Genomic DNA, 22,044 nt, shown 5'->3' on the forward strand with positions numbered 1-22,044 from the left:
TTTGGATTCCCTTTTCAAGATATTTGGTCTACTCTCACGCGCTAGACGTGACCCGCCGGGTCGGCCGCCCTTCCCCCGCGGCGCCCCCGGCGCCGCCACGCGGAGGCGCGGCCCCCTCGCGGCCGGACCACCGAGATCTCACGTGGCGATGGGCGAACCCAGAGCCGCCCCAGGGTACGAACCCGGCTTCGGGCGGCGAACCCGCCCGTATCCCGCACACACCGGAGGAGAGCGATTATGGCGCGCGGTCGTCGAGGAAAACGGCGGGCAGGCCCCCGGCGCTCCCAGCGCAGAAGGCCGGTCCCCCTGGGCGTCACCCTGGCGGCGGTACCGGTGGGGCTGACCCTGGCCGGAACGCTCCTGGTCACAGGGTTCGGCGAGGAGCTGAACCCGTTCCGGACCACCGCGGACGGGTCGGCCCTGCCCGAGGGCGGCGCGGCCTCGTCGGTCGGCACCGAGGCGCCGACGGTCCCGGACGCGTCCGAGGACCCGGACTTCTTCGTGTCCCCCGACGCGCCCGCCCAGGAGCGCACCCCGTCGGGGGACAGCGAGCCGCAGAGCGCCGACGTCACCGCCTCGTCCTCCCCCGAGGACACCGGGGCCGAGGACGCGGACGCCGACGGGAACCGCGGTGAGAACGCCGGCGGGGCGGGCGGCTCCGGCGGAGGCGGCGGGTCCGGGGGCTCGGGCGGTTCCGGTGGGGGCGGCGGCGGTGGCGCGGGGCCCTCCTCCGCGGTCACCGACGAGGTCGTGCGCCTGGTCAACGCCGAGCGGGCCGACGCCGGGTGCGACGCGCTGCGCGTGGACTCGCGGCTCACCGCCGCGGCCCAGGAGCACAGCGAGGACATGGACCGGCGCGACTACATGAGCCACCAGAGCCCCGAGGGCGAGGGTCCCGGCGACCGGGCCCGCCGCCACGGGTACGACGCCTGGGGCGCCGAGAACGTCGCCAAGGGGCAGACCAGCGCCGCCCAGGTGATGGACGCCTGGATGAACAGCCAGGGCCACCGCGACAACATCCTGAACTGCGGCCTGGTCGCCATCGGCGTGGGCGAGTCCGGCAACGCCTGGACCCAGCTGTTCGGCTGGGAGTGAATCCGGCCCACCGCTCCTGTACGGGGCGGTCCGCGTTTCTCCGCGCGGACCGCCCCGTCCCCTTTCGGGGCCCGGAGAGTGGGAGCGCTGAACCGTTAGCAGCGGAGCCCTCGAAGAGGGTCGAGAAGGAAGCGCTCCCGGTGCCGGGAAGCACCGGGTGAGGAGAGTGGCCGGGCTGTGTCTTTCCAGAGAGGGATAAGAGAAGGAAGCCCGCCCGTGGGCCCTGCGGGCCGGAGCCTCACCCGGTGTGGGGGCGGAGGGTGCGAGGGCTGTGTCCGAGAATGAGAAGGAAGCCCGCCCGTCGCCCACCACCGCCCTCAACGGACGCCTTCGGCGACGGACCCATCTGCCCGTCGCCCACCACCGCCCTCAACGGACGCCTTCGGCGACGGACCTTTTCGCGGTGCCGCCCTGGCCGGGCCCGCCATGGGCCCGACCGGGAGAGCGGAGAGTGAACCGGCTGCGGTTTTCTTAAAGAGAGAAAAAAGGAGAAGGAAGCCGGTTCGGGGCCGCTCCGCCCACCACGTTAGCGAGCGGGGCGGCCCGGCGCCACCGGGTTTTCAGGACACGGGACCGGGCTCGGGGCCGGTGTCGGGGAGCAGCGAGGCCAGCGTCGGCAGGGTGATCGCCCGCACGCCGTCCGGCAGCCCCTCCGGGAGCTCCGTCCCCAGGTAGCCGACCCGCAGTCCCCCCGTCGCCAGCCCCTCCGCCTCCTCCTCGGTGAGCGGGCCCGCCTCGCGCACCCGGACACCGCGTTCGGCCATCATGCCGACGAGGTCGCCGACGGTCAGGTACCGGCGCGAGAGCACGCCGCGGGCCAGCAGGTTGCCCGGGACCCCGGTCTCCTCGACCCGGTTGAACTGCTCGTCCGCCGCCAGGAACAGGTGCATCCAGCGGGCCGACCAGGTGCCGTCCTCCCCCTTGGCGAAGGCCAGCGGCACCAGCACCCGCGACTCCCCCTCCAGGTCGGAGCGGACCCGGACGGTCCGCGGCTCGAACGGCATCCCCTCCTGCGCGGTGTCCAGCGACATGTAGCCGAAGAACGCCTCGGGCAGGAAGGTGAACCGGTCGCCGCTGTACACCAGCACCTGCGGCACCACGTACCGCACCCCCGGGTCCAGCGCGGCGAGCTCCAGGTCGATCATCTCGGTCGCGCCGCCGGGAGCCGGGGCCTCGACCAGGTCGCCGGAGTGCACGGCCCCGGTGTCCTTGAGGTTGGTCCAGGAGACCTGGCCGAGGGGGCCGAAGTCCTCGCCGAGCAGCATCACCGACAGGTCCAGGTCGGTCGTGGTGTCCGGGCCCTCGACCCAGTGCACGAAGAAGCGCAGGCGCTCCCCCTCCACCGCGGTCACGCTGCCCCGCGGCAGCACGCCCGTCCCCTTGCCGGCGCCGCGGCCCGAACGCGGTACCGCCACGTCCCGCACCGCCGGATCGACGAGGAGCAGGTCCACGTCGGGCAGGCGGTCGGCGATCAGCGCGTCCAGGGCGGCGGTCACCGCGGCCGTGTCGGCCTCGGGCAGCGGCGGCCGGGTGTCGGGGACCGTCCACCCGCGGGCGGTCTCGTTGGCGAACAGCCGCACCGAGCCGGGCAGGCTCCGGTTGGCGAGCTGCTCGCGGGCCGAGGCCAGCACGCGGCCCGACACCCGGTGGCCGACCGCGTTCAGGCGCTCCACCAGCAGGTCGGTGACCGCGGGTCCGCCCGCGACCATGATCCGGTCCAGGGACCGGACGAGGGTTCCGGGCGCCCCTGCCAGGAGGTGGACGGCGGCCGCCACGTCCCCGGACCCGAACGCGGCCTCCACCCGGGCGGCGAGGGTGCGCACGCGCTTGTCGCCCCGGGCCACCGCGAACACGTCGCGGGCGTGGCCCAGCGCCGGGTACTCGTGCGGGTGCAGCCCCTCCCCCAGGCGCTTCCAGCCCTGCACCCGGCGGCCCACGTCGGCCAGCTTGCCGGGGTCGGCGGCGACGATGCCGTCCAGCGCCGTCAGCAGCAGCCGGCGCTCGCGGCGGGTGAAGGAGCGCAAGCGCGCGGGCGCCACCAGGGTGGGGTCGCCGTCGGACAGGGCCTGGGCCAGGCGCAGCACGTCGGTGACGGTGTCGAGCACCGGGGGGTGGCCGGCCAGGACCCGGGCGGCGTTGACCACGGCCCGGTTCTCCCGGACGGGGATCGCGGAGGGCTCGTGGTCAGGGCACTGCGCGGCCAGGCGGCCCAGCAGGTCGCGGTCGGCGTCGGAGAGCGGCACCGTCGACCCGGCCAGGTCCGTGTAGAGCAGGCGGGCCTCCTCCTCGGGGGTGCCGCCGCGGTGCAGCAGGGTCCACCGGTCCTTCGCGCCGGCGACGAAGGCGTCGCGGACGGCCGCCAGCTCGGCGTAGGTGTGCCGCAGGCGCCCGTAGGAGGGCAGGGAGAGCAGGTCGAGGCCGTCGGGGCCCAGGACCACCGCGTCGCGGTGGGCCGGGTCGGTGACCGCGGCGACCAGGCACTCCAGCCAGAACTCCACGGTGTCGGGGACGTTCCGGGGGAAGTCCGCGAAGTACACGTTGTGCTCGGCGTCGGCGCCGACGAGGCCGCGGACGGCGGCGAGCAGGGGGACGGCGGTGCGCAGCACCGCGTCGGGGGCCAGCCCCTCCAGGTGGGCGCGCAGGTCTGCGGTGAGCGCGAACCCGAGGGACAGCAGCGCGGCGTCCAGCCGCCGCACCGCGGCGGTGCCGTCTCCGGGCTCGGCCGCGGGAAGGGGGACCCGCAGGGTCCGCTGGATGATCTCGGTGTGCACCATGCCCGGAATGCTCCCATCGCGCGAACCCCCGCCGCCAGGGGTTTTCCCGCCCCCGATCGAGGTGTCCGGACGCGGTAATAGGGTGAGCGGCACCGCAGCGAACAGGTGGGAGGGCACGGGTGCGCGAGCTCAGTGAGCTGGTCGAGGTGGACCGGCCCGGATGGCCGGTGGTGGCCGCACACCTGGCGGACGCCAGGGTGCCGGTGCGGATGCTGCCCGGCGACCCCGAGCGGGGCCGGACCTGCCTGCACCGGCTGCAGGTGACGGCGCGGTCGTTCCTGGGCGCGATGGCGCTGGAGAGCGGCGGCCTGCTCGTGGACGACGGCTGGCTGCGCGTGTACGGGGGCGGCGGCCCCGGGCTGCCCGGGCTCGGCGAGGTCAACGACCTGAGCGCGGCGGTGGTGCACGGCCCCCCGCCGCACCTGGTCGTGGGGCACGACGTGCTGGGCGGGGTGTTCGCGCTCAACGGCCCGGCCTGCGAGGACGACCGGTACCCGGGGCGGCCCGGGGAGATGGTGTACTTCGCCCCCGACTCCCTGCGGTGGGAGCCGTTGGAGGCCGCCTACTCGTCGTGGCTGCTGTGGATGCTCCAGGAGCACAACCTGGAGAACTTCTACGCCGACCTGCGCTGGCCGGGGTGGCGCGAGGCGGTCGCGGGGCTGGCCCCGGACCGGGGGCTGTCCTCGGTGCCGTTCCTGTGGACGGAGGAGGCCGCGGCGGATCCGGCGGCGGTGCGGCGGCGGCCGGTGCCGCTGGCCGAGCTGACGGGGCTCAACCGGGAGTTCGCCGCGCTCGCGGGCGAGCCCGACCCGGGGCCGTTCGGGACGCTGTGACGGGCGAGGGGCCCGCGGCCGGTGCCGCGGGCCCCTCGCGCGCGTGCGTCAGGCGCGGCCGATGGCGCTGCACAGGGCGCGCAGCGAGGCGGTGGTGATGCTGCTGTGGATGCCCACGCCCCACACCACGCGGCCGTCGATCTCGGCCTCCACGTAGGCGGCGGCGCGGGCGTCCCCGTCGGCGCCCATGGAGTGCTCGACGTAGTCCATGACCCGTACCTTGACGTCGACGTCGGCCAGGGCGTCGCAGAACGCGGAGATCGGGCCGTTGCCGGTGCCGACCAGCTCGCGGATCTCGCCGTTGACGCGGGCGTCAGCCTCGATCCGGTAGGTGCCCTCGGCGTCGGTGCTGGAGCGGTGCGCCAGGACGGCGACCGGGCCGTTCTCGCGCAGGTAGGTGTCGGAGAAGATCTCCCAGATGCGCTCGCCGGAGAACTCGCCGCCCTCGGCGTCGGTGAACTTCTGGATGACCTGGGAGAACTCGATCTGCAGGCGGCGCGGCAGGTCCAGCGAGTGGTCGCGCTGCATGATGTAGGAGACGCCGCCCTTGCCGGACTGGCTGTTGACCCGGATGACGGCCTCGTAGTTGCGGCCGACGTCCTTGGGGTCGATGGGCAGGTAGGGCACGTCCCAGCCGTACTCCCCGACGGGGACCCCGGCCGCCTCGGCGTCGGCCTCCAGCGCGGCGAAGCCCTTCTTGATGGCGTCCTGGTGGGAGCCGGAGAAGGCGGTGTAGACCAGGTCGCCGCCGTAGGGGTGGCGAGGGGCGACGGGCAGCTGGGTGCAGTGCTCGACGGTGCGGCGGATCTCGTCGATGTCGGAGAAGTCGATCCGGGGGTCGACGCCCTGGCTGAACAGGTTCAGGCCCAGGGTGACCAGGCAGACGTTGCCGGTGCGCTCGCCGTGGCCGAACAGGCAGCCCTCGACGCGGTCGGCGCCGGCCATGACGGCCAGTTCGGCGGAGGCCACCCCGGTGCCGCGGTCGTTGTGCGGGTGCACGGACAGGACCACGTGCTCGCGCCGCGACAGGTTGCGGCTCATCCACTCGATCTGGTCGGCGTAGACGTTGGGGGTGGCGCGCTCGACGGTGGCCGGCAGGTTCAGGATGATCTCGCGGCCGGGGCCGGGCCGCCAGACGTCCATGACCGCCTCGCAGACCTCCAGGGCGAAGTCGATCTCGGTGTCGATGAAGATCTCGGGCGAGTACTCGTAGCCGAAGTACTCGGTGTCGCCCAGGTACTGCTCGGCGAAGCGCATGACGTGGCGGGTGCCCTCGACGGCGATGGCCTTGCAGGCCTCGCGGTCCACCTTGAAGACGACGCGGCGGAAGGTCGGCGCGGTGGCGTTGTACAGGTGGACGGTGGACCGCTTGGCGCCGACCAGGCTCTGCACGGTGCGCTCGATCAGGTCCTCGCGGGCCTGGGTCAGGACCGAGATCTGGACGTCGTCGGGGATCAGGTCGCCCTCGATCAGGGAGCGCACGAAGTCGAAGTCGGTCTGGGAGGCGGCCGGGAAGCCCACCTCGATCTCCTTGTAGCCCATCCTGACCAGCAGCTCGAACATCTCGCGCTTGCGGTCGGGGTCCATCGGCTCGATCAGGGCCTGGTTGCCGTCACGCAGGTCGGTGGACAGCCAGCGCGGCGCCTCGGTGATGGTCTTGGACGGCCAGGTGCGGTCGGGCAGGTCGACCGGGGTGAAGGGGGTGTAGCGCTGGAACGGCATGGGGGAGGTCTGCTGCTGGGGCACCATCTCGGTGGCTCCTCGGATTCGCGGCGTGGTCAATGGTCGACCGTGGACAAGCCGAAGCCCCGCGGCGAGGGAGCCGACCCGTACTAACGACCCCCGCCGCGGCCGCTAAGAAGGAGCAGCTCGCACAGCATGATGGGCTCACGCTAGCAGAGCGTCCGGAAATCCTGGTACTTCCTGTCCACACTTTGGGACGAGCATCACGTGACCTGCGCCTTTCCCGGCGGGCGCGTGTCGGCGATCGGTCCCCCTCTGTCCGGGTCATCTCGATTTCGAGACAACCGATACCTTGATCTCGAGATACAGGGCAGAGGTCTGTACCATTGGGGGGAACCCTTCAGTGCTAGGGGGGTCGTTCGAGTCCCGCCGGGGGACCCAGGGTGCGGCCAACACCCGAGGCCGCCGTCGTTGCGCGCCGTTCACACGTAAGCCGCGACCGACGGCCGGGCCGGCCCCCCGGCGGGATTTCTCCTTTCCGGCACCCCGGTGCCGCCCCGGACGGGGTCAGGCGCCGGCGAGGTGCGGGTAGTCGGTGTAGCCGGTGCGGTCGCCGCCGTAGAAGGTGGCGGCGTCGGGCGCGTTGAGGTCCGCCCCCGAGCGCAGGCGCTCGTCCAGGTCCGGGTTCGCGAGCCAGGCCGAGCCCAGGGCGACGGCGTCGGCCCCGTTCGCCAGGGCCGCGTCGACGCCGGACAGGTCCAGCCCCGTCGCCGGGTTCACCACGAGGGTGCCCTCCCACAGGCGGCGGACCAGCGGGGTCAGCTCGGCGCCGCCGATCTGCGTGGTGTGCAGGAAGGCCAGGTCGGAGCGGTGGCGCAGCCCCTCCAGGAGGGCCGTGTACTGCGCGGCCGGGTCGCCGTCCGACATGCCGTTGTAGTTGTTCTCCGGCGAGATGCGCAGGGCGGTGCGGTCCGCGCCGATGGTGTCGGCGATGGCGTCCACCACCTCGATCGCGAACCGGGAGCGGCGCTCGGCGTCGCCGCCGTACTCGTCGGTGCGGTGGTTGGAGCCGTCCGCGAGGAACTGGTGGACCAGGTAGCCGTTGGCGCCGTGGACCTCGACGCCGTCGAACCCGGCCTCGACCGCGTTGCGGGCGGCGTTGGCGAAGTCGTCGACGACCTCCTGGATCTCCGCGACGGTCAGCTCCCGGGGCTCCGGGTGCGGGAGCATGCCCGAGCCGTCGAACAGCTCCTGGCCCGAGGCGATCGGGGACGGGGCCACCGGCAGCCCGCCGTCCGGGTACAGCACCGGGTGGCCGATCCGGCCGGTGTGCATGAGCTGCGCGAAGACGAGCGAGCCGCGCGCGTGGACGGCGTCGGTGACGGGCTTCCACGCCTCCACCTGGCCGGCGTCGTGCAGGCCCGGGGTGTTGATGTAGCCCTGGCCGCGCACGCTGGGCTGGATGCCCTCGGTGATGATGAGGCCGGAGGAGGCGCGCTGGCCGTAGTACTCGGCGACGAGCGCGTCGGGACGGCCTGCGTCGTAGCAGCGCGACCGGGTCATCGGGGCCATGAACAGGCGGTTGGCGGCCTCGTGGCGGCCGACCTTGATCGGCTGGAACAGGGAGTCGTCCACGGTTCTCCTCCGGGTCTCACGTGTCGGGGGCGACCGCCCCCGGGAACGTTCCGAAGCTAGGCCGGGGCGCCGTCCGGCCGCTTGCCGCGCGCTGTCCGTCCGCTGTCGTGACCCCGGTCTCACCGTGAGGAGCGCCGCGGAACCGCGCGTATAGGCTCTCCGGTATGCGATTCGGGGTGCTGGGGCCGCTGGCCGTGTGGACCGACGGGGGTTCGTCCGTACGCGTTCCGGGGGCCAAGGTGCGCGCCCTGTTGGCGCTGCTGCTCGTCCACCGCGGCGAGTCGGTCTCGGCCGACCGCCTGGTCGACGAGCTCTGGGACGCCCCGCCGCCCGATCCGGCCGGCGCCGTGCAGACGGCGGTCTCCCGGCTGCGCGGCGCCCTGGAGCGCGGCGAGGCCGGGTTCCGGTCCCGGCTGGAGTCGGGCCCCTCGGGCTACCGGCTGCGGGTGGACGCCGACGCCGTGGACGCGGGCCGGTTCGAGGCCCTGGTGGCCCGGGCCCGCGGCGGCGGCCCCCGGGAGCGGGTCCGGCTGCTGGACGAGGCGCTGGAGCAGTGGCGCGGCCCGGCGCTGGCCGACCACGCGGACGCCGCCTTCGCCGCGGCGCCCCTGGCCCGCTGGGAGGAGATGCGCCTGGCGGCCCTGGAGGACCGCGCCCGGGCCCGGCTCGACCTGGGCGAGGGCCCCGAGCTCGTCGCCGAGCTCGGCGGACTGGTGCGCGCGCACCCGGCCCGGGAGCGGCTGCGGGCGGCGCACATGCTCGCCCTGTACCGGGCGGGCCGCCAGGGCGAGGCCCTGGAGAGCCACCGCGGGCTGCGGGAGCTGCTGGCCGAGGAACTCGGCGTGGACCCGGGCCCGGAGATCACCCGGCTGCACTCGGACATCCTCGCCCAGTCCCCCGTACTGGACCCGGCCCCCGCGGTCGCGGAGGTCCCGGCGGCCCCGGCTCCGGCTGCGGCCGTCCACCACCCGCACGTCATGGCGCCCCCGGCCGATCCGGCCCCCGCCGCCCCTGCCCGGGGCTCGGTGCCCGCCCCCCTGACCGACCTGGTGGGGCGGGACGACTGCGTCGCCGAGGTGCGGCGCACCCTGGCGCGGTCGCGCCTGACCACCCTGCTGGGGCCCGGCGGTGTCGGCAAGACCTCCATGGCCCTGGCCGCGGTCGCCGTCGGCGACGGCCGCTTCGGCCCGGTGTGGTTCGTGGAGCTGTCCGGGCGCGAGGACGGCGAGGGGGTCGCCGAGGAGGTCGCGGCCGTGCTGGGCCTCCAGGACGAGGGGTCGCGGTCGGCCCGGGCGCGGCCGGTGGCCGCGCGCATCGCCGAGTCGCTGGGCGGCGGACCGGCCCTGCTCGTGCTGGACAACTGCGAGCACCTGATCGCGCCGGCGGCGGACCTGGCGGCCCGCCTGCTCGGGACCGTGCCGGGTCTGCGGGTCCTGGCCACCAGCCGGGAGCCGCTGGGCATCCCCGGCGAGCACCTGCACCAGGTGAGGCCGCTGGGGCTGCCGGAGGGCACCTCGCCGGCGGAGGTGGCCGCCTCCGACGCCGTGGCGCTGTTCGTCCGGCGGGCGGCCGCGTCGGTGCCCGGCTTCACCGTGGACGCGGCGAACGCCGAGGCGGTGGCCGGGATCTGCCGCCACCTCGACGGACTGCCGCTGGCCCTCGAACTGGCCGCGGCCCGGGTGCGCTCCCTGGGGGTGCACCGGCTCGCGGAACGGCTGGACGACCGCTTCCGGGTCCTGGGGGCGGGCGGGCACGACCGCAGACGCACCCTGTGGGAGACCGTGGACTGGAGCTGGCGGCTGCTGACCGGGCCCGAACAGGCGGTGCTGCGCCGCCTGTCCGTGCCGACCTGCGTGTTCACGCTGGAGACCGCGGAGGCGATCGCCGCCGACCCGCAGGGGGCGCCCGGCGTGGAGCCGGCCGACGTCGCGGGGATCCTGGCGGGCCTGGTGGACCGGTCGCTGGTGGCGGTCGGCCAGGAGGGCACCCGGTACCGGCTGCTGGAGACGATCCGCGCCTACGCCGCGCGGCGCCTGGCCGCCGCCGGCGAGGAGGACGCCGTCTGGCACCGGTACGCACGGCACATCGCCGACCGCTCCGGACGGGGCGAGGCGGCGGACTTCACCCTGGACCCGCACCAGGCGGACGCGGACCGGCAGGCGGCCGACGTGCGCGCGGTCATCGAGTGGTCGGCCGACCACGGGCACGCCGACCTCGCGCTGCGCGTGGCCGCCTACCACGGCTGGTTCTGGTACCTGCGCGGGCGGTACCGGGAGGGGTGCCGCCTGCTGTCCCGGGCGCTGGCCGCCCAGGGCACGGGCTCCCCCGCGGACCGGGCCGAGGCCCTGCTCTGGCACACCGTCCTGGGGGTGGCCGAGTGCACCGACCACGCGGAGCACGCGCCGGCGCGCGAGGCCGAGCGGATCGCCCGGGGCCTGCCCGACCCCCGGACCCGTGCCCGCGCGCAGACCCTGCTGGTGTTCGTGACGGCCTTCTCCGACGCCGTCGGCCCCGGCGACGACTGGCCCGACGAACGGCTGTCGGAGGCGCTGGAGGTGTTCGAGGCGGCCGGCGACCCGTGGTGGACCGCGTTCGCGCTGCACCTGCGCGGGTGGCGGGCACTGCGCCGCAGCGAACTGGGTCCCGCCCGCCGCGACGCCGACCGGAGCCTGGCCCTGTTCTCCCGCGCCGGGGAGCCGTGGGGCGAGGCCCGGGCGCACAGCCTGCTGGGCGTGGTCGCGGGCATCGAGGGCTCCTACGCCGAGGCCGCCCGCCGGCACCGCAGCGCCCTGGAGATCGCCGAGGGCCTGGGGCTGTGGCCGACGGTGGTCGACGAACTGGGCCGCCTGGCCCGGGTCCACCTGCTCAACGGCGACCTGGAGGCCGCCGACGCGCACAACCTGAGGGCCCTGCGGATCGCCGGCGAGCAGGCGTTCCGGGCGGGGCGGAGGTTCACCGTCGCCGGGCTGGGGATGACCGCCCGGCGCCGCGGCGACCTCGACACCGCGCGGGAGCACTTGGAGGAGGTCCTGGCGGTGCACCGGCAGGACGGGTACCGGCCGGGGCTGGCGTTCGCGCTGGCCGAACTGGGCTTCACCGCCGAGCAGCGCGGGGACGCCGGAGCCGCCCGCGACCTGCACCGCCAGGGCCTGGAGCAGGCCCGGCTCACCGGGGACCCGCGCGCGGTGGCCCTGGCCCTGGAGGGGCTGGCGGGGGTCGCCGCCCTGGAGGGCGACGGCGTCGCCGCGGCCCGGCTGGTCGGCGCCGCCGAGCGGCTGCGCGAGGCCGCCGGGGCGCCGATGCCCGCCGCCGAGCGGTTCGACGTGGACCGCGTCCTGGCCGCCGCCCGCGCCCTGGCCGGTCCCGAGGCCGTCGGGGCCGCCCGGGCCGCGGGCCGTGCCCTCCCCCCGGAGGCCGCGGCCGCCGAGGCCCTCTCCCCCGCCCGGGAGCCTCAGCCGCGGTAGGCGGGTGGCCGGATGCGGCCAGGAGGGGACGGGGTACCCGCGGCGGGCGGGGCGGACCCGGCGGGCGTGACGTGGGGGTTCGCCGCTTTCAGCGGCAAACATTCCTATATGACTCAGAGATCATGAATGTTGACAGAACGTGGTGATCTCTTCTGCAATGTCGCCACCGTGTCCGATCGCCTCACCCCCGCTCACGGAGGCATCCCGTGGAGACCACCCGTTTCCCGTCCCCCAGGCGCGCCCGCATCCCCTCGGGCGTGCGCCGCACCCTCGTCCCCCTGACCGCCGCCGCGCTGATGCTCGGCACCCTGGCCGCCGGGAGCGCGACCGCCGAGCCCGAGTACGACCTGTACATCGTGGACGGCGCGAGCACCCCGCGGGACCGCACCGCCATCGCCTCGACCGGCGCCGCCATCGACCAGGTGGCCGCCGAGGAGGTCCTGGTCACCGCCACCCCCGACGACGCCGCGGAGATCGCCGCGCTCGGCTTCGGGGTGGAGGTGCTGGAGGTCCCCGGGGCGTTCGCCGCCCCCGACCCCGGTTACACCGACCACGCCGAACTCCTCGACCTCGTCGACAAGGTGGTCGCCGACCACCCCGACCTCGCCGTCCCGAGCGTCATCGGCACCTCGCACGAGGGCCGCGACATCGTCGCGGTCAAGATCAGCGACAACGCGGCGGCCGACGAGGACGAGCCCGAGGTGCTGTTCACCCACGCCCAGCACGCCCGCGAGCACCTGACCGTCGAGATGGCCGTCTACCTGATGGACCTGCTCACCGACGGGTACGGCACCGACGAGCGCATCACCGGGCTGGTCGACGGCCGCGAGATCTGGATCGTCCCCAACGTCAACCCCGACGGCTCCGAGTACGACATGGCCGGCAGCGCCTGGCGGGACTGGCGCAAGAACCGCCAGCCCAACGCCGGGACCTCGGCGGTCGGCACCGACCTCAACCGCAACTGGGACTACGAGTGGGGCTGCTGCGGCGGCTCCTCCGGCAACCCGAGCAGCATCACCTACCGCGGCCCGGCCCCCGAGTCCGCCCCCGAGGTGCGGGTCGTCGCCGACTTCGTGCGGAGCCGGGTGGTGGGCGGCGAGCAGCAGATCACCGCCGCCATCGACTTCCACACCTACAGCGAGCTCATCCTGTGGCCGTTCGGCCACACCTACTCCGACGTCACCGACGGGATGACCCGCGAGGAGTACGACACGCACGCGGCCCTGGGCGCCCACATGGCCGACGCCAACGGGTACACGCCCCAGCAGTCCAGCGACCTGTACGTCACCGACGGCTCGATCAACGACTGGCTCTGGGGCGACCAGCGCATCGTCAACTTCACGTACGAGATGTACCCCCGCTCGGCCTGGGAGGGCGGCTTCTACCCGCCGTCCTCGGTGATCGACCGGGAGACCGAGCGCAACCGGGAGGCCGTGCTGCGGCTGCTCGACTACGCCGACTGCCCGTACCGCATCATCGGCGAGGAGGAGGCCTACTGCGGCTGACCCCCGTGTGGACGGCCCCTCCCCCCGAGCCAGTAGGGGGAGGGGCCGCTGTGCACCGCGGACGCAGGCGCAGGAGGAACCCGTCCGCGGCGGCCTGTGAGAGCGATGGCGCCCACGGGTTTCCGGAGGCCCGGAGCGAACGTCTTCGAGGACGAAGGCAGCCGGCCGCCAGGCCGTCCGTTGAGGGTGGTGGCGGGCGACGGGTGGGCGAGGGCGTGAGCGCACGGCCGAAGGTTCCCGTTCTCCGGGCGCCATCGCACGGGACGAAGCGGAGCGGAGGCCCGAAGCGAGCAGGGTCGACTACGCGCCGGGGACCGGCTCGAACTCCTTGACCGCGTCGATCGCGGGCCCGTGCGGGGTGTTGGCCTCGCGCTCGATCATGATCTCGACGAGCACCGGGCGGGAGGTCGACCTGGCCTCCTTGCGGGCCCACTCCAGGGCGTCGCGGATCTCCCCCGGCTCCCAGACGCGGCGGCCCGCGCAGCCGTACGCCTCCATGATCTTGACGTTGTCGGTGCCGTACTCGTCGTAGTGGATGTCCACCTGGTAGTTCATCCCGTAGGGGATGGACGCCTGGCGGATCAGGCCCAGGTACTCGTTGTTGAGCATGATGATGACGTAGGGGACGTTGTACTGGGCGGCGACGGCCAGTTCCTCGACCATGTACTGGAACCCGTAGTCGCCGACGATGCCGACGACCTCGGCGTCCGGGTCGGTGTCCTTCAGCGCCTTCTTGACGCCGATGGCCGCGGGGATCTCCCAGCCCAGCGGGCCCGCCTGGCCGCAGATCTGGTAGCGGCGCGGCTTGTACGCCTTCTGGTGCTGGCCGCCCCAGATCTGGTACAGGCCGATCGCGGTGACGAAGTAGGTGTCCTCGTCGAAGACCTCGTTGATCTCCTTGTAGACGCGCGGCGCCTTGACCGGCACGCTGTCGAAGTCCTCGCGCCGGGTCAGGGTGGCCTTGAGCTCGCCGACCCGGTCGACCCAGGCCCCGACCTCGGCCCGGGCCTCCCGCCGCTTCGCCGCGGCCAGCAGCTCGCGCAGGAAGAGGCGGGCGTCGGAGACCACGCCCAGGTCGGGCTCGAAGACCCGGCCGATCTGGGTGGCCTCGATGTCGACGTGGATGAACTTGCGCTCGCCCCGGTAGACGTCGATCTGGCCGGTGTGCCGGTCGGCGAAGCGCGCGCCCACCGCCAGGACCAGGTCGGACTCCAGGAACGAGGCGTTGCCGTACCGCTGGGAGGTCTGCACGCCGGTCATGCCCGCGTACAGCGGCGAGTCCTCGTCGAAGGAGCCCTTGCCCATGAGGGTGACCTGGACCGGGACGCGCAGGTACTCGGCGAGTTCGCGCAGCTCCCCGGAGGCCTCGGCCAGGATGACGCCGCCGCCCGCCAGGATGAGCGGGCGCTCCGCCTCCAGCAGCAGGTCCAGGGCGCGCTCGACCCGGGGCAGGTGGGGCTCGACGGTGTTGACCTTGAGCGGGGCGTCCAGCTCGGGGTCGTAGTCGATGACCTGCTGGGCGATGTCGACGGGGATGTCGACGAGGACCGGCCCCGGGCGGCCCTCGCGGGCGATCCGGAACGCCTCGCGGAAGATCCACGGGGCGGTCGCCGCCTCCTTGATCTGCACCGCCCACTTGGTGACGGGCTTGGCGATCTCGACGATGTCGACGGCCTGGAAGCCCTCCTTGTCCAGCAGGTCGGTGCGCTGCTGGCCGGTGATGCAGACGATCGGGATGGAGTCGGCGATCGCGGTGTACAGGCCGGTGATCATGTTGGTCCCGGCGGGGCCGGAGGTGCCGATCGCCACGCCGACCTTGCCGGTGGTGCGCGACCAGCCGTCGGCCATGTGGGTGGCGCCCTCCTCGTGGCGGACGGTCAGGTGCTCGATCCCGCCGACGTCCTCCAGCGCCTTGTAGAGGGGCAGGATGGCGGCGCCGGGGCAACCGAAGGCGGTGTCGACGCCCTCGTCCTTCAGAACCTCGACGACCGCGTTCATCACGGGCATCCGTGTCATGGCTGTTCCTTCAGTGCTAGGGGGGAGTTCCGGGGGCGGGCCGGCTCCGGACGGTCACGCGGTGCGGCCAACACACGCGGCCGCCGGGCGGCCCGGGACGGCGGAGTGCTCTGCTCCGCCGCGCGGCCGCCTACTGCTCGCGGCCCGAGAGCTGCTCGACGATCTTCAGCAGCGCGGAGTGGTCGAGGCCGCCGTGGCCCTGCTGCTTGAGTGCCGCCACGTACTGGGCGACCTGGGAGCCCAGCGGGATCACCACCCCGGCGGCGTGCGCGGAGTCGGTGACGATGCGCATGTCCTTGTCGTGCAGGGCGATCCGGAAGCCGGGGGCGAAGTCGCGCTCGCGCATGGCCCTGCCCTTGCGCTGGAGCACGGTGCTGCCCGCGAGCCCGCCGCCCAGGACCTCCAGGCCGGCCTCGGTGTCGACGCCGTGGGCCTCCAGGAAGACCAGGGCCTCGGCCAGCAGCTGGATGTTGCCCGCGACGATGAGCTGGTTGGCGGCCTTGACGGTCTGCCCGGCGCCGTTGGGGCCGACCAGGACCGGGGTGGTGCCCAGGACGTCGAAGAGCGGGCGGGCCGCCTCGAAGTCCTCCTGGGAGCCGCCGACCATGATGGACAGCTTGGCCTCGATGGCCCCGGCCTCGCCGCCGCTGACCGGCGCGTCCAGGACCCGGAACCCGCGCTCGGCGCCGGCCTCGGCCACGGAGCGCGACACGTCGGGGCGGATGGTGCTCATGTCGATGATGAGCGTGCCGGGCTTGGCGTTCTCGAACACGCCGCCCTCGCCGAGCAGCAGCGCCTCGACGTCCGGGGAGTCGGGGACCATCGTGATGACGGCGTCGGCGTCGGCGACCGCCCCGGCGACGCCGCCGCCGCGCAGCCCGCCCTCGGCGACGAGGGCGTCCACGCGGTCGGGGGTGAGGTTGTGGCCGGTGACGGTGTACCCGGCGCGGACGAGGTTGACGGCCATGGGCAGGCCCATGATGCCGAGTCCGATGAAGGCGACCTTGCGGATGGACACGGTGTGCCCCTTCCTGTTCGTGGCTGTGGGTGCGGGCGCGCGGTTCAGCGCAGGCGGCCGAAGCTCTGCGCGGTGGGGACGGTGGGCTTGTACTCCAGGCCCACCAGGCCCTGGTATCCGCCCTTCTGGGCGGCGGTGAGGAGGTCGTCGATGGGCAGCTCTCCGGTGCCGGGCTCGCCGCGGCCGGGGACGTCGGCGATCTGGACGTGTCCGAACTCGGCGGCGTGGTCGCGGACGACGGCGGCGACGTCGTCGCCGTTGGCGGCCAGGTGGTACAGGTCGGCCAGCAGGGCGACGTTGCCGGCCCCGGCGGCCCGGGCCCCGGCGACGAAGTCGAGGCCGTCGCGGGCGGTCTTGAGCGGGTAGTCCTCGGCGCCGCTGAGGGGCTCGATGAGGACGGTGCCGCCGACCCGGGCGACCGCCTCGGCGGCGGCGACGGTGTTCTCCAGTGCCAGGCGGTCCTGCTCGGCGGGGTCCACCCCGGCCTGGCGCAGGCCGTACAGGGCGTTGAAGCCGGTGGTGCCGGTGCGCTCGGCGATCGCGGTGACGACGTCGAGGTTGGCGCGGAACTCGGCGGAGCGCGCGGGCTGGGAGAGCACGCCCCGGTCGGGCCCGGGCAGGGCGCCGGCGAAGAAGTTGAGGCCGGTCAGCCGTACGCCCGCGGCCTCGATGGCGGCGATGAACGCGTCGACGTCCTCCCGGGGCGGGGTGGCGCTCTCGAAGGGCCACCAGAACTCGACGGCGTCGAACCCGGCCTCGCGGACGGCCCGGGGGCGCTCGTTGAGGGGCAGCTCGGTGAAGAGCATGGAGCAGTTCACCGTGTACCCGAGGGTGTGGCTCATGCACGGCCTCCGTGGTTACTTCCGCAATGTGGAACTTGCTTTTCGCTTTAAGGAATGATTTGAGTGTGCGTCGGGTCGCCCCGGTTGTCAACACCCCCAGGGCCGACCGGCCGCCGCCGGCCGCGCCGACCACCCCCGGCACCCTCCGGACCACGACCGCCTCCGCACGTTCGGCGGATCTTTTGCCCATGTCATGAATCCGCTTGTTTTTCACCGAAAGCCCCTTGCGAGTGTTGACAAGGTCACACTGCCATCAACTAGAGTCCCTGCAATCCGTAATACGGAATCGCATGTCTGCACTATGAAAGCCCGGCTTCGGCCGGGTCACGGGAGAACCCCATGCCCGAAAGCACCTCGGCGGAGCCGGACACCCGGCCCGACCAGGGTCTGGACCGGCTCAACGCCCTCTCCGAGGAGGGACTGCGCGCCGAGCTCGCGCAGTGCCTGGACGTGGAACGCTGGGTGCGGGCCGTCGCGGCCGCCGCCCCCTACGCCGACCGCGCCGCCCTCCTCGACACGGCCGACGCCCACGCCCGCGAGATCACGGCCGACGAGGTCGCCTCCGCACTGGCCCGTCACCCCCGCATCGGGGAGAAGGCCCGGGGCCGGGGCACCGAGGCCGCCTGGTCGCGCGGAGAGCAGTCCGCGTTCGCCTCCGAGACCGACGACGCCGCCGTCCGCGTCCAGCGCATCTTCCAGTACGCCCAGCAGGAGTACGAGGAGAGGTTCGGGCAGATCTACCTGGTCTGCGCCAGCGGCCGCGGCCCCCGCGACCTGCTGTCCGACCTGGTCGGACGGCTCGGCAACGACCGCGACACCGAACTGGCCGTCGTCGGCGGCGAACTGCGCCGGATCGCCGCCCTGCGCCTGGTCAAACTCCTGGAGGCCGAAGGATGAGCCACGTCACCACGCATGTCCTGGACGCCGCGCTCGGCCGCCCCGCGGCCGGCGTCCCCGTCCGGCTGGAGGCCGCGGCCGACCCCGGCCGCTCCTCCTGGAAGACCGTCGCCGAGGGCGTGACCGACGGCGACGGCCGGGTCGGCGACCTGGGCCCCGAGCGGCTCGCCGCCGGATACCACCGGATCACCTTCGACACCGCCGCCTACTTCGGGGCGACGGGGCAGCGGGGGTTCTACCCCGAGGTCTCCATCGTGTTCGACCTCGCCGACGAGGACGCGCACTACCACGTGCCGCTCCTGCTCAGCCCGTTCGCCTACTCCACCTACCGGGGCTCCTAGGCCCTGTTCCCGAACGCCCTCCTGTACCGCCGGGCACGGACCCGCAGCGCAGCGGAGGTTCAGGGGAACACGGCGACGGACACCCGAACGCAACCGAAAGGACACGCCTCAGGACACGGCGACACGCAGGATCACAGACTCAGGGTGCGTGATAGGTCCTTCCGCATGACCAGCGGTCCTCCCTCGTACGCACAGCGTTCACACGCGAACGACGAAGACTTATCCACACGGATGGAGTTCACCCTGATGGGCATCAGACTCGGAGACAACCAGTACGGCAAGGCCGAGGTGCGCCTCGTCCACGTCGACCGCCAGACCGACGTCCACCGGATCAAGGACGTCAACGTCACCTCCCAGCTGCGCGGCGACCTGGAGGACGTCCACACCGTCGGCGACAACGCCACGTGCCTGCCGACCGACACCCAGAAGAACACGGTCTACGCCAAGGCCCGCGAGTGGGGCGGCGTCGGCGCCGTCGAGGACTTCGCGCTGCGCCTGGCCCGCCACTTCGTCGACGAGCACGAGTACGTGCACGGCGCCCGGCAGGAGATCGAGGAGTACTCCTGGGAGCGCATCGTCACCTCCGACGGCCCCCACGACCATTCCTTCGTGCGCAACGGCGCCGAGACCCGCACCACCGTCGTCACCAAGGACGGCGGCCGCGAGTGGGTCGTCTCCGGCTTCACCGGCCTGACCGTCCTGAAGTCCACCGGCTCGGAGTTCCACGGGTACCCCAAGACCCGCTACACCACGCTCCAGGAGACCACGGACCGCATCCTGGCCACGGACGTCACCGCCCGCTGGCGCTACATCGGCACCGACCACGACTTCGACAAGGCCTACGCGTCCATCCGCGCGCTGTGCCTGGAGGCCTTCGCGAACACGCACAGCCTCGCCCTCCAGCAGACCCTCTTCCAGATGGGCACCGCCGTCCTGGAGGCGCACCCCGAGGTCGCCGAGATCCGCTTCTCGATGCCCAACAAGCACCACTTCCTGGTGGACCTGTCGCCGTTCGGCCTGGACAACCCCAACGAGGTGTTCTTCGCCGCCGACCGCCCCTACGGAAAGATCGAGGCCGTCGTCGAGCGCGACGACGCCCCCGAGCCGGGCGACGCGTGGAAGTCCGTGCCGGGCTTCGTCTGATCCCCGCCCTCCCCCGGGGCCCGACGTGCGGCCGGGCCCCGGACCCGCCCCCCGATCCGAGGTGACCCCTCGCCTGCCCGCAGCGCAGCGGGCTGCCCGCCTCCGCCGTGCCCCGGCACGGGCCGCAGGCGGTGCGATTCGTCGGGCGCACGCGCCCGAGAGACCGACCACCCCCCGTGGTCACCTGAACAAAGGCTGGAAACTGGCCATGTCGAACAGTCCGTCCGCGAAGGACTCGGCCACAACGAACGCCCCCGCCCCGCGCCCCGAGGACGAGAAGCTGCCGGCCCGGCTGCTGCTCGTCTACGGGATCCAGCACATCCTCACCATGTACGCCGGCGCGGTCGCGCCGGCCCTGGTCATCGGCGCCGCCGCCGGACTCGCGAACGACCCCGCCTCCATGGGGATACTCGTCAGCGGCGCGCTGCTGGTGGCCGGGATCGCCACCCTCATCCAGACCGTCGGCCACCGCCGGATCGGCGCCCAGATGCCGATCGTGGTCGCCGCCTCCTTCGTCCCCGTCAGCGCCGTCACCACCCTGGCCGCGGGCGAGAACGGCGAGAACCTGCCGGTGGCGTTCGGCGCCTCCCTGGCCGCCGGCGTCTTCGCCCTGTGCCTGACCCCGTTCTTCGGGCAGCTCATCCGCTTCTTCCCGCCGATCGTCACCGGCACGATCATCACCGTCATCGGGGTCAGCCTGATGCCGGTGGCCGCCCGGTGGATCATGGACGGCGGCGTCCACACCGGCGCGGACGGCGCGTCGGTCCCGGCCGCGCCCCTGGCCAACCTGGCCCTGGCCGGGGTCACGCTCGCCGTCATCCTCCTGGGCTCCCGGGTGCTGCCCGGGATCTGGGGGCGGCTGTCCATCCTGCTCGGCATGGTGGTGGGCACCCTGGTGGCGCTGCCCCTGGGCATGGCCGACTTCAGCCGGGTCGGCGAGGCCGACATCGTGTTCAACCCGACCTCGGTGTTCTACTTCGGCGCCCCGCAGTTCCAGCCCGCCGCGATCGCCACGATGTGCGTGATCATGCTGGTGGTCCTCACCGAGGGCGCCTCGCACATCATCGCCGTCGGCGAGATCACCGGGACGAAGGTGGACGCCCGGCGCATCTCGGCGGGCCTGCGCGCCGACGTGAGCGGGTCGATCATCGGCCCGATCTTCAACTCCACCCCGACCAGCTCGTTCGCCCAGAACATCGGGCTGCTGGCGCTCACCGGGATCCGCAGCCGCTACGTGGTGGCGGTGGGCGCGGGCATCCTCATCCTGCTGGGCATGTTCCCGATCCTGGGCGGCGTGATGGCCGCCCTGCCCGCCCCGGTCCTGGGCGGGGCCGGCCTGGTGCTGTTCGGCAGCGTGGCCGCCAGCGGCGTCAAGACGCTGGCCAAGGTGGACTTCACCCGCAACCTCAACCTGGTGCTGGTGGCCGCGTCGGTCGGGGTGGCGGTCATCCCGCTCGCCTACCCGACGTTCTACTCCTTCCTGCCCTCGTCCGTGGAGATGATCGCCCACTCCGGGATCATCGGCGCCGCGGTGTCGGCGATCCTGCTGAACATCTGCTTCAACGTGATCGGCGGCGGCGACCGGGCGGAGCCGGCCGCGATCGACACCCGGGAGATCGGCTCGGCCGGCCCGGGCGAGGCCAAGTACACCGACCAGGCGGGGGCCGCCTACCGCGAGGAGGACCCCGACCGGATCTGAGCCGGTCCCCCGCGGCGGGGGCGGGTGCGTGCCATCGGGGCGCACCCGCCCCCGTTCCCTTTCCCGTTCACCGGAGCCGAATGGTATGCCTGTGACCATGACCGACTGGGACCTGCGCAAGCTGCGCGTGCTGCGCACCCTCGACCGGGTCGGGACGGTGCGCGCCACCGCCGAGGCCCTGTCCACCACCCCCTCCGCCGTCTCCCAGCAGCTGTCCGCCCTGTCCCGCCAGGTGGGGGTGGAGCTGCTGGAGCCGCACGGGCGCCGGGTGCGGCTCACCGACGCCGCCCGGGTGCTGCTGCGGCACACCGACATCGTGCTGGCCCAGCTGGAGCGGGCCGAGGCGGAGCTGGACGGGTTCGCCCGCGGCGGGGCCGGGACGGTGCGGGTGGGCGCGTTCGCCACGGCCGTGCCCGGGCTGGTGGTGCCCGCGCTGAGCGCGGTGCGCGACGCCCACCCGGGCCTGGCGGTGCGGGTGCACCAGGCCGAGGCGTCGGAGGTGTACGACCTGCTGGCCGCGGGGGAGATCGACATCGGCCTGTCGCTGGCCGCGCAGGCCCCGACCGGGCGCGACGACCGCTTCGAGCGCGCCGGCCTGCTCACCGACCCCATGGACGCGGCCCTGCCCGCCCGGCACCGGCTGGCCGGGGCCCCCGCGCTGCGCCTGCGCGAACTGGCCGGGGAGCCCTGGATCTACGGCGCCGACGGCCCGTGGCGGGACATCACGGTGGCGGCCTGCGCCCAGGCCGGGTTCGCCCCGGAACAGGCGCACGTGGCCTCGGACTGGCGGGCCATCCTCGACATGGTCGCCGCCGGGCTGGGGGTGGCGCTGGTGCCGCGGCTGGCAGCGGCCGGGGACAGCCCCGGGGTGGCCCTGCGGGTGCTGCACGAGGACCGGCCGCGGCGGCACGTGGTGTGGGCGGTGCGCGCCGGGTCGCGGGAGCGGCCGCAGATCGCGGTGGCGCTGCGGGCCCTGGTGGACCGCGCGGCCGCCCTCGCCACCGCGAATGTTCAGTTCGAATGAACACGGTGATCGGAAACTTTCGCTGGAAATGACTGTTTCCTCCTGCCAATCTGAGGATGTCCGAAAGATCCCTCG

15 protein-coding genes are annotated in these 22,044 nt (G+C 73.6%); 9 read left to right on the plus strand and 6 right to left on the minus strand.

Going from position 1 to position 22,044, the window contains the following annotated elements; genetic code table 11:
- Positions 1-237 precede the first annotated feature (237 nt).
- Positions 238-1,095: a CAP domain-containing protein gene (locus ACFVNO_RS17950; RefSeq protein ID WP_355259850.1), complete on the plus strand. Its 858-nt coding sequence runs from the start codon at positions 238-240 to the stop codon at positions 1,093-1,095.
- A gap of 560 nt (positions 1,096-1,655) precedes the next feature.
- Here ACFVNO_RS17950 and ACFVNO_RS17955 read toward each other — a convergent pair.
- Positions 1,656-3,869 carry a hypothetical protein gene (locus ACFVNO_RS17955; protein ID WP_378893846.1) on the minus strand — a complete coding sequence of 738 codons (2,214 nt, stop codon included), beginning with the start codon at positions 3,867-3,869 and terminating at the stop codon, positions 1,656-1,658.
- A 119-nt stretch (positions 3,870-3,988) separates the two neighbouring features.
- Between ACFVNO_RS17955 and ACFVNO_RS17960 the strand changes: the two genes are divergently transcribed.
- Complete coding sequence (locus ACFVNO_RS17960; protein ID WP_355259844.1) at positions 3,989-4,702, plus strand: DUF2625 family protein; 714 nt, start codon at positions 3,989-3,991, stop codon at positions 4,700-4,702.
- 48 nt (positions 4,703-4,750) lie between these two features.
- On the opposite strand, the gene leuA is transcribed toward ACFVNO_RS17960, so the two are convergent.
- Both leuA and ACFVNO_RS17970 read right to left on the minus strand, forming a co-directional pair.
- Complete coding sequence (leuA, locus tag ACFVNO_RS17965; protein WP_355259841.1) at positions 4,751-6,451, minus strand: 2-isopropylmalate synthase; 1,701 nt, start codon at positions 6,449-6,451, stop codon at positions 4,751-4,753.
- Positions 6,452-6,952: 501 nt separating this feature from the next.
- Positions 6,953-8,020, minus strand: a complete 1,068-nt coding sequence (locus ACFVNO_RS17970) for an alkene reductase (RefSeq protein ID WP_355259838.1) — start codon at positions 8,018-8,020, stop codon at positions 6,953-6,955.
- 164 nt (positions 8,021-8,184) lie between these two features.
- On the opposite strand from ACFVNO_RS17970, the gene ACFVNO_RS17975 reads away from it, so the two are divergent.
- Both ACFVNO_RS17975 and ACFVNO_RS17980 read left to right on the plus strand, forming a co-directional pair.
- Positions 8,185-11,484, plus strand: a complete 3,300-nt coding sequence (locus ACFVNO_RS17975; protein ID WP_355259835.1) for a BTAD domain-containing putative transcriptional regulator — start codon at positions 8,185-8,187, stop codon at positions 11,482-11,484.
- 296 nt (positions 11,485-11,780) lie between these two features.
- Positions 11,781-12,989 (plus strand): M14 family metallopeptidase, encoded by a 1,209-nt coding sequence (locus ACFVNO_RS17980; protein WP_355260256.1) that lies wholly within the window; start codon positions 11,781-11,783, stop codon positions 12,987-12,989.
- Between the two features lie 300 nt (positions 12,990-13,289).
- Here ACFVNO_RS17980 and gcl read toward each other — a convergent pair whose 3' ends face one another.
- The 3 genes from gcl to ACFVNO_RS17995 all read right to left on the minus strand — a co-directional run bounded on the left by gcl (position 13,290) and on the right by ACFVNO_RS17995 (position 16,865).
- Positions 13,290-15,005, minus strand: a complete 1,716-nt coding sequence (gene gcl / locus ACFVNO_RS17985) for a glyoxylate carboligase (protein ID WP_355259832.1) — start codon at positions 15,003-15,005, stop codon at positions 13,290-13,292.
- A 130-nt stretch (positions 15,006-15,135) separates the two neighbouring features.
- On the minus strand, positions 15,136-16,023 hold the full coding sequence (locus ACFVNO_RS17990) for a 2-hydroxy-3-oxopropionate reductase (protein ID WP_355259829.1): 888 nt from the start codon (positions 16,021-16,023) through the stop codon (positions 15,136-15,138).
- 44 nt (positions 16,024-16,067) lie between these two features.
- Entirely contained in the window at positions 16,068-16,865 is a 798-nt protein-coding gene (locus tag ACFVNO_RS17995; RefSeq protein ID WP_355259826.1) for a TIM barrel protein, read from the minus strand.
- Between the two features lie 339 nt (positions 16,866-17,204).
- Here ACFVNO_RS17995 and uraD point away from each other — a divergent pair, with 339 nt between their 5' ends.
- From uraD to ACFVNO_RS18020, 5 genes are all read left to right on the plus strand, one after another.
- Positions 17,205-17,762 (plus strand): 2-oxo-4-hydroxy-4-carboxy-5-ureidoimidazoline decarboxylase, encoded by a 558-nt coding sequence (gene uraD / locus ACFVNO_RS18000; protein WP_355259823.1) that lies wholly within the window; start codon positions 17,205-17,207, stop codon positions 17,760-17,762.
- The gene (gene uraH / locus ACFVNO_RS18005) at positions 17,759-18,103 is read left to right on the plus strand and encodes a hydroxyisourate hydrolase (RefSeq protein ID WP_220562631.1); all 345 of its coding nucleotides are present in this window, start codon (positions 17,759-17,761) and stop codon (positions 18,101-18,103) included. The genes uraD and uraH overlap by 4 nt, the downstream gene beginning before the upstream one ends.
- 246 nt (positions 18,104-18,349) lie before the next feature.
- The gene (gene pucL, locus ACFVNO_RS18010) at positions 18,350-19,246 is read left to right on the plus strand and encodes a factor-independent urate hydroxylase (protein WP_355259819.1); all 897 of its coding nucleotides are present in this window, start codon (positions 18,350-18,352) and stop codon (positions 19,244-19,246) included.
- A gap of 208 nt (positions 19,247-19,454) precedes the next feature.
- Positions 19,455-20,945, plus strand: coding sequence for a nucleobase:cation symporter-2 family protein (locus tag ACFVNO_RS18015; RefSeq protein ID WP_378893856.1), 1,491 nt, complete (start codon positions 19,455-19,457; stop codon positions 20,943-20,945).
- 97 nt (positions 20,946-21,042) lie between these two features.
- The gene (locus tag ACFVNO_RS18020; protein WP_355259813.1) at positions 21,043-21,969 is read left to right on the plus strand and encodes a LysR substrate-binding domain-containing protein; all 927 of its coding nucleotides are present in this window, start codon (positions 21,043-21,045) and stop codon (positions 21,967-21,969) included.
- Positions 21,970-22,044: the final 75 nt, after the last annotated feature.

Source organism: Nocardiopsis sp. NPDC057823, assembly GCF_042797335.1.
GTDB lineage: Bacteria > Actinomycetota > Actinomycetes > Streptosporangiales > Streptosporangiaceae > Nocardiopsis > Nocardiopsis changdeensis.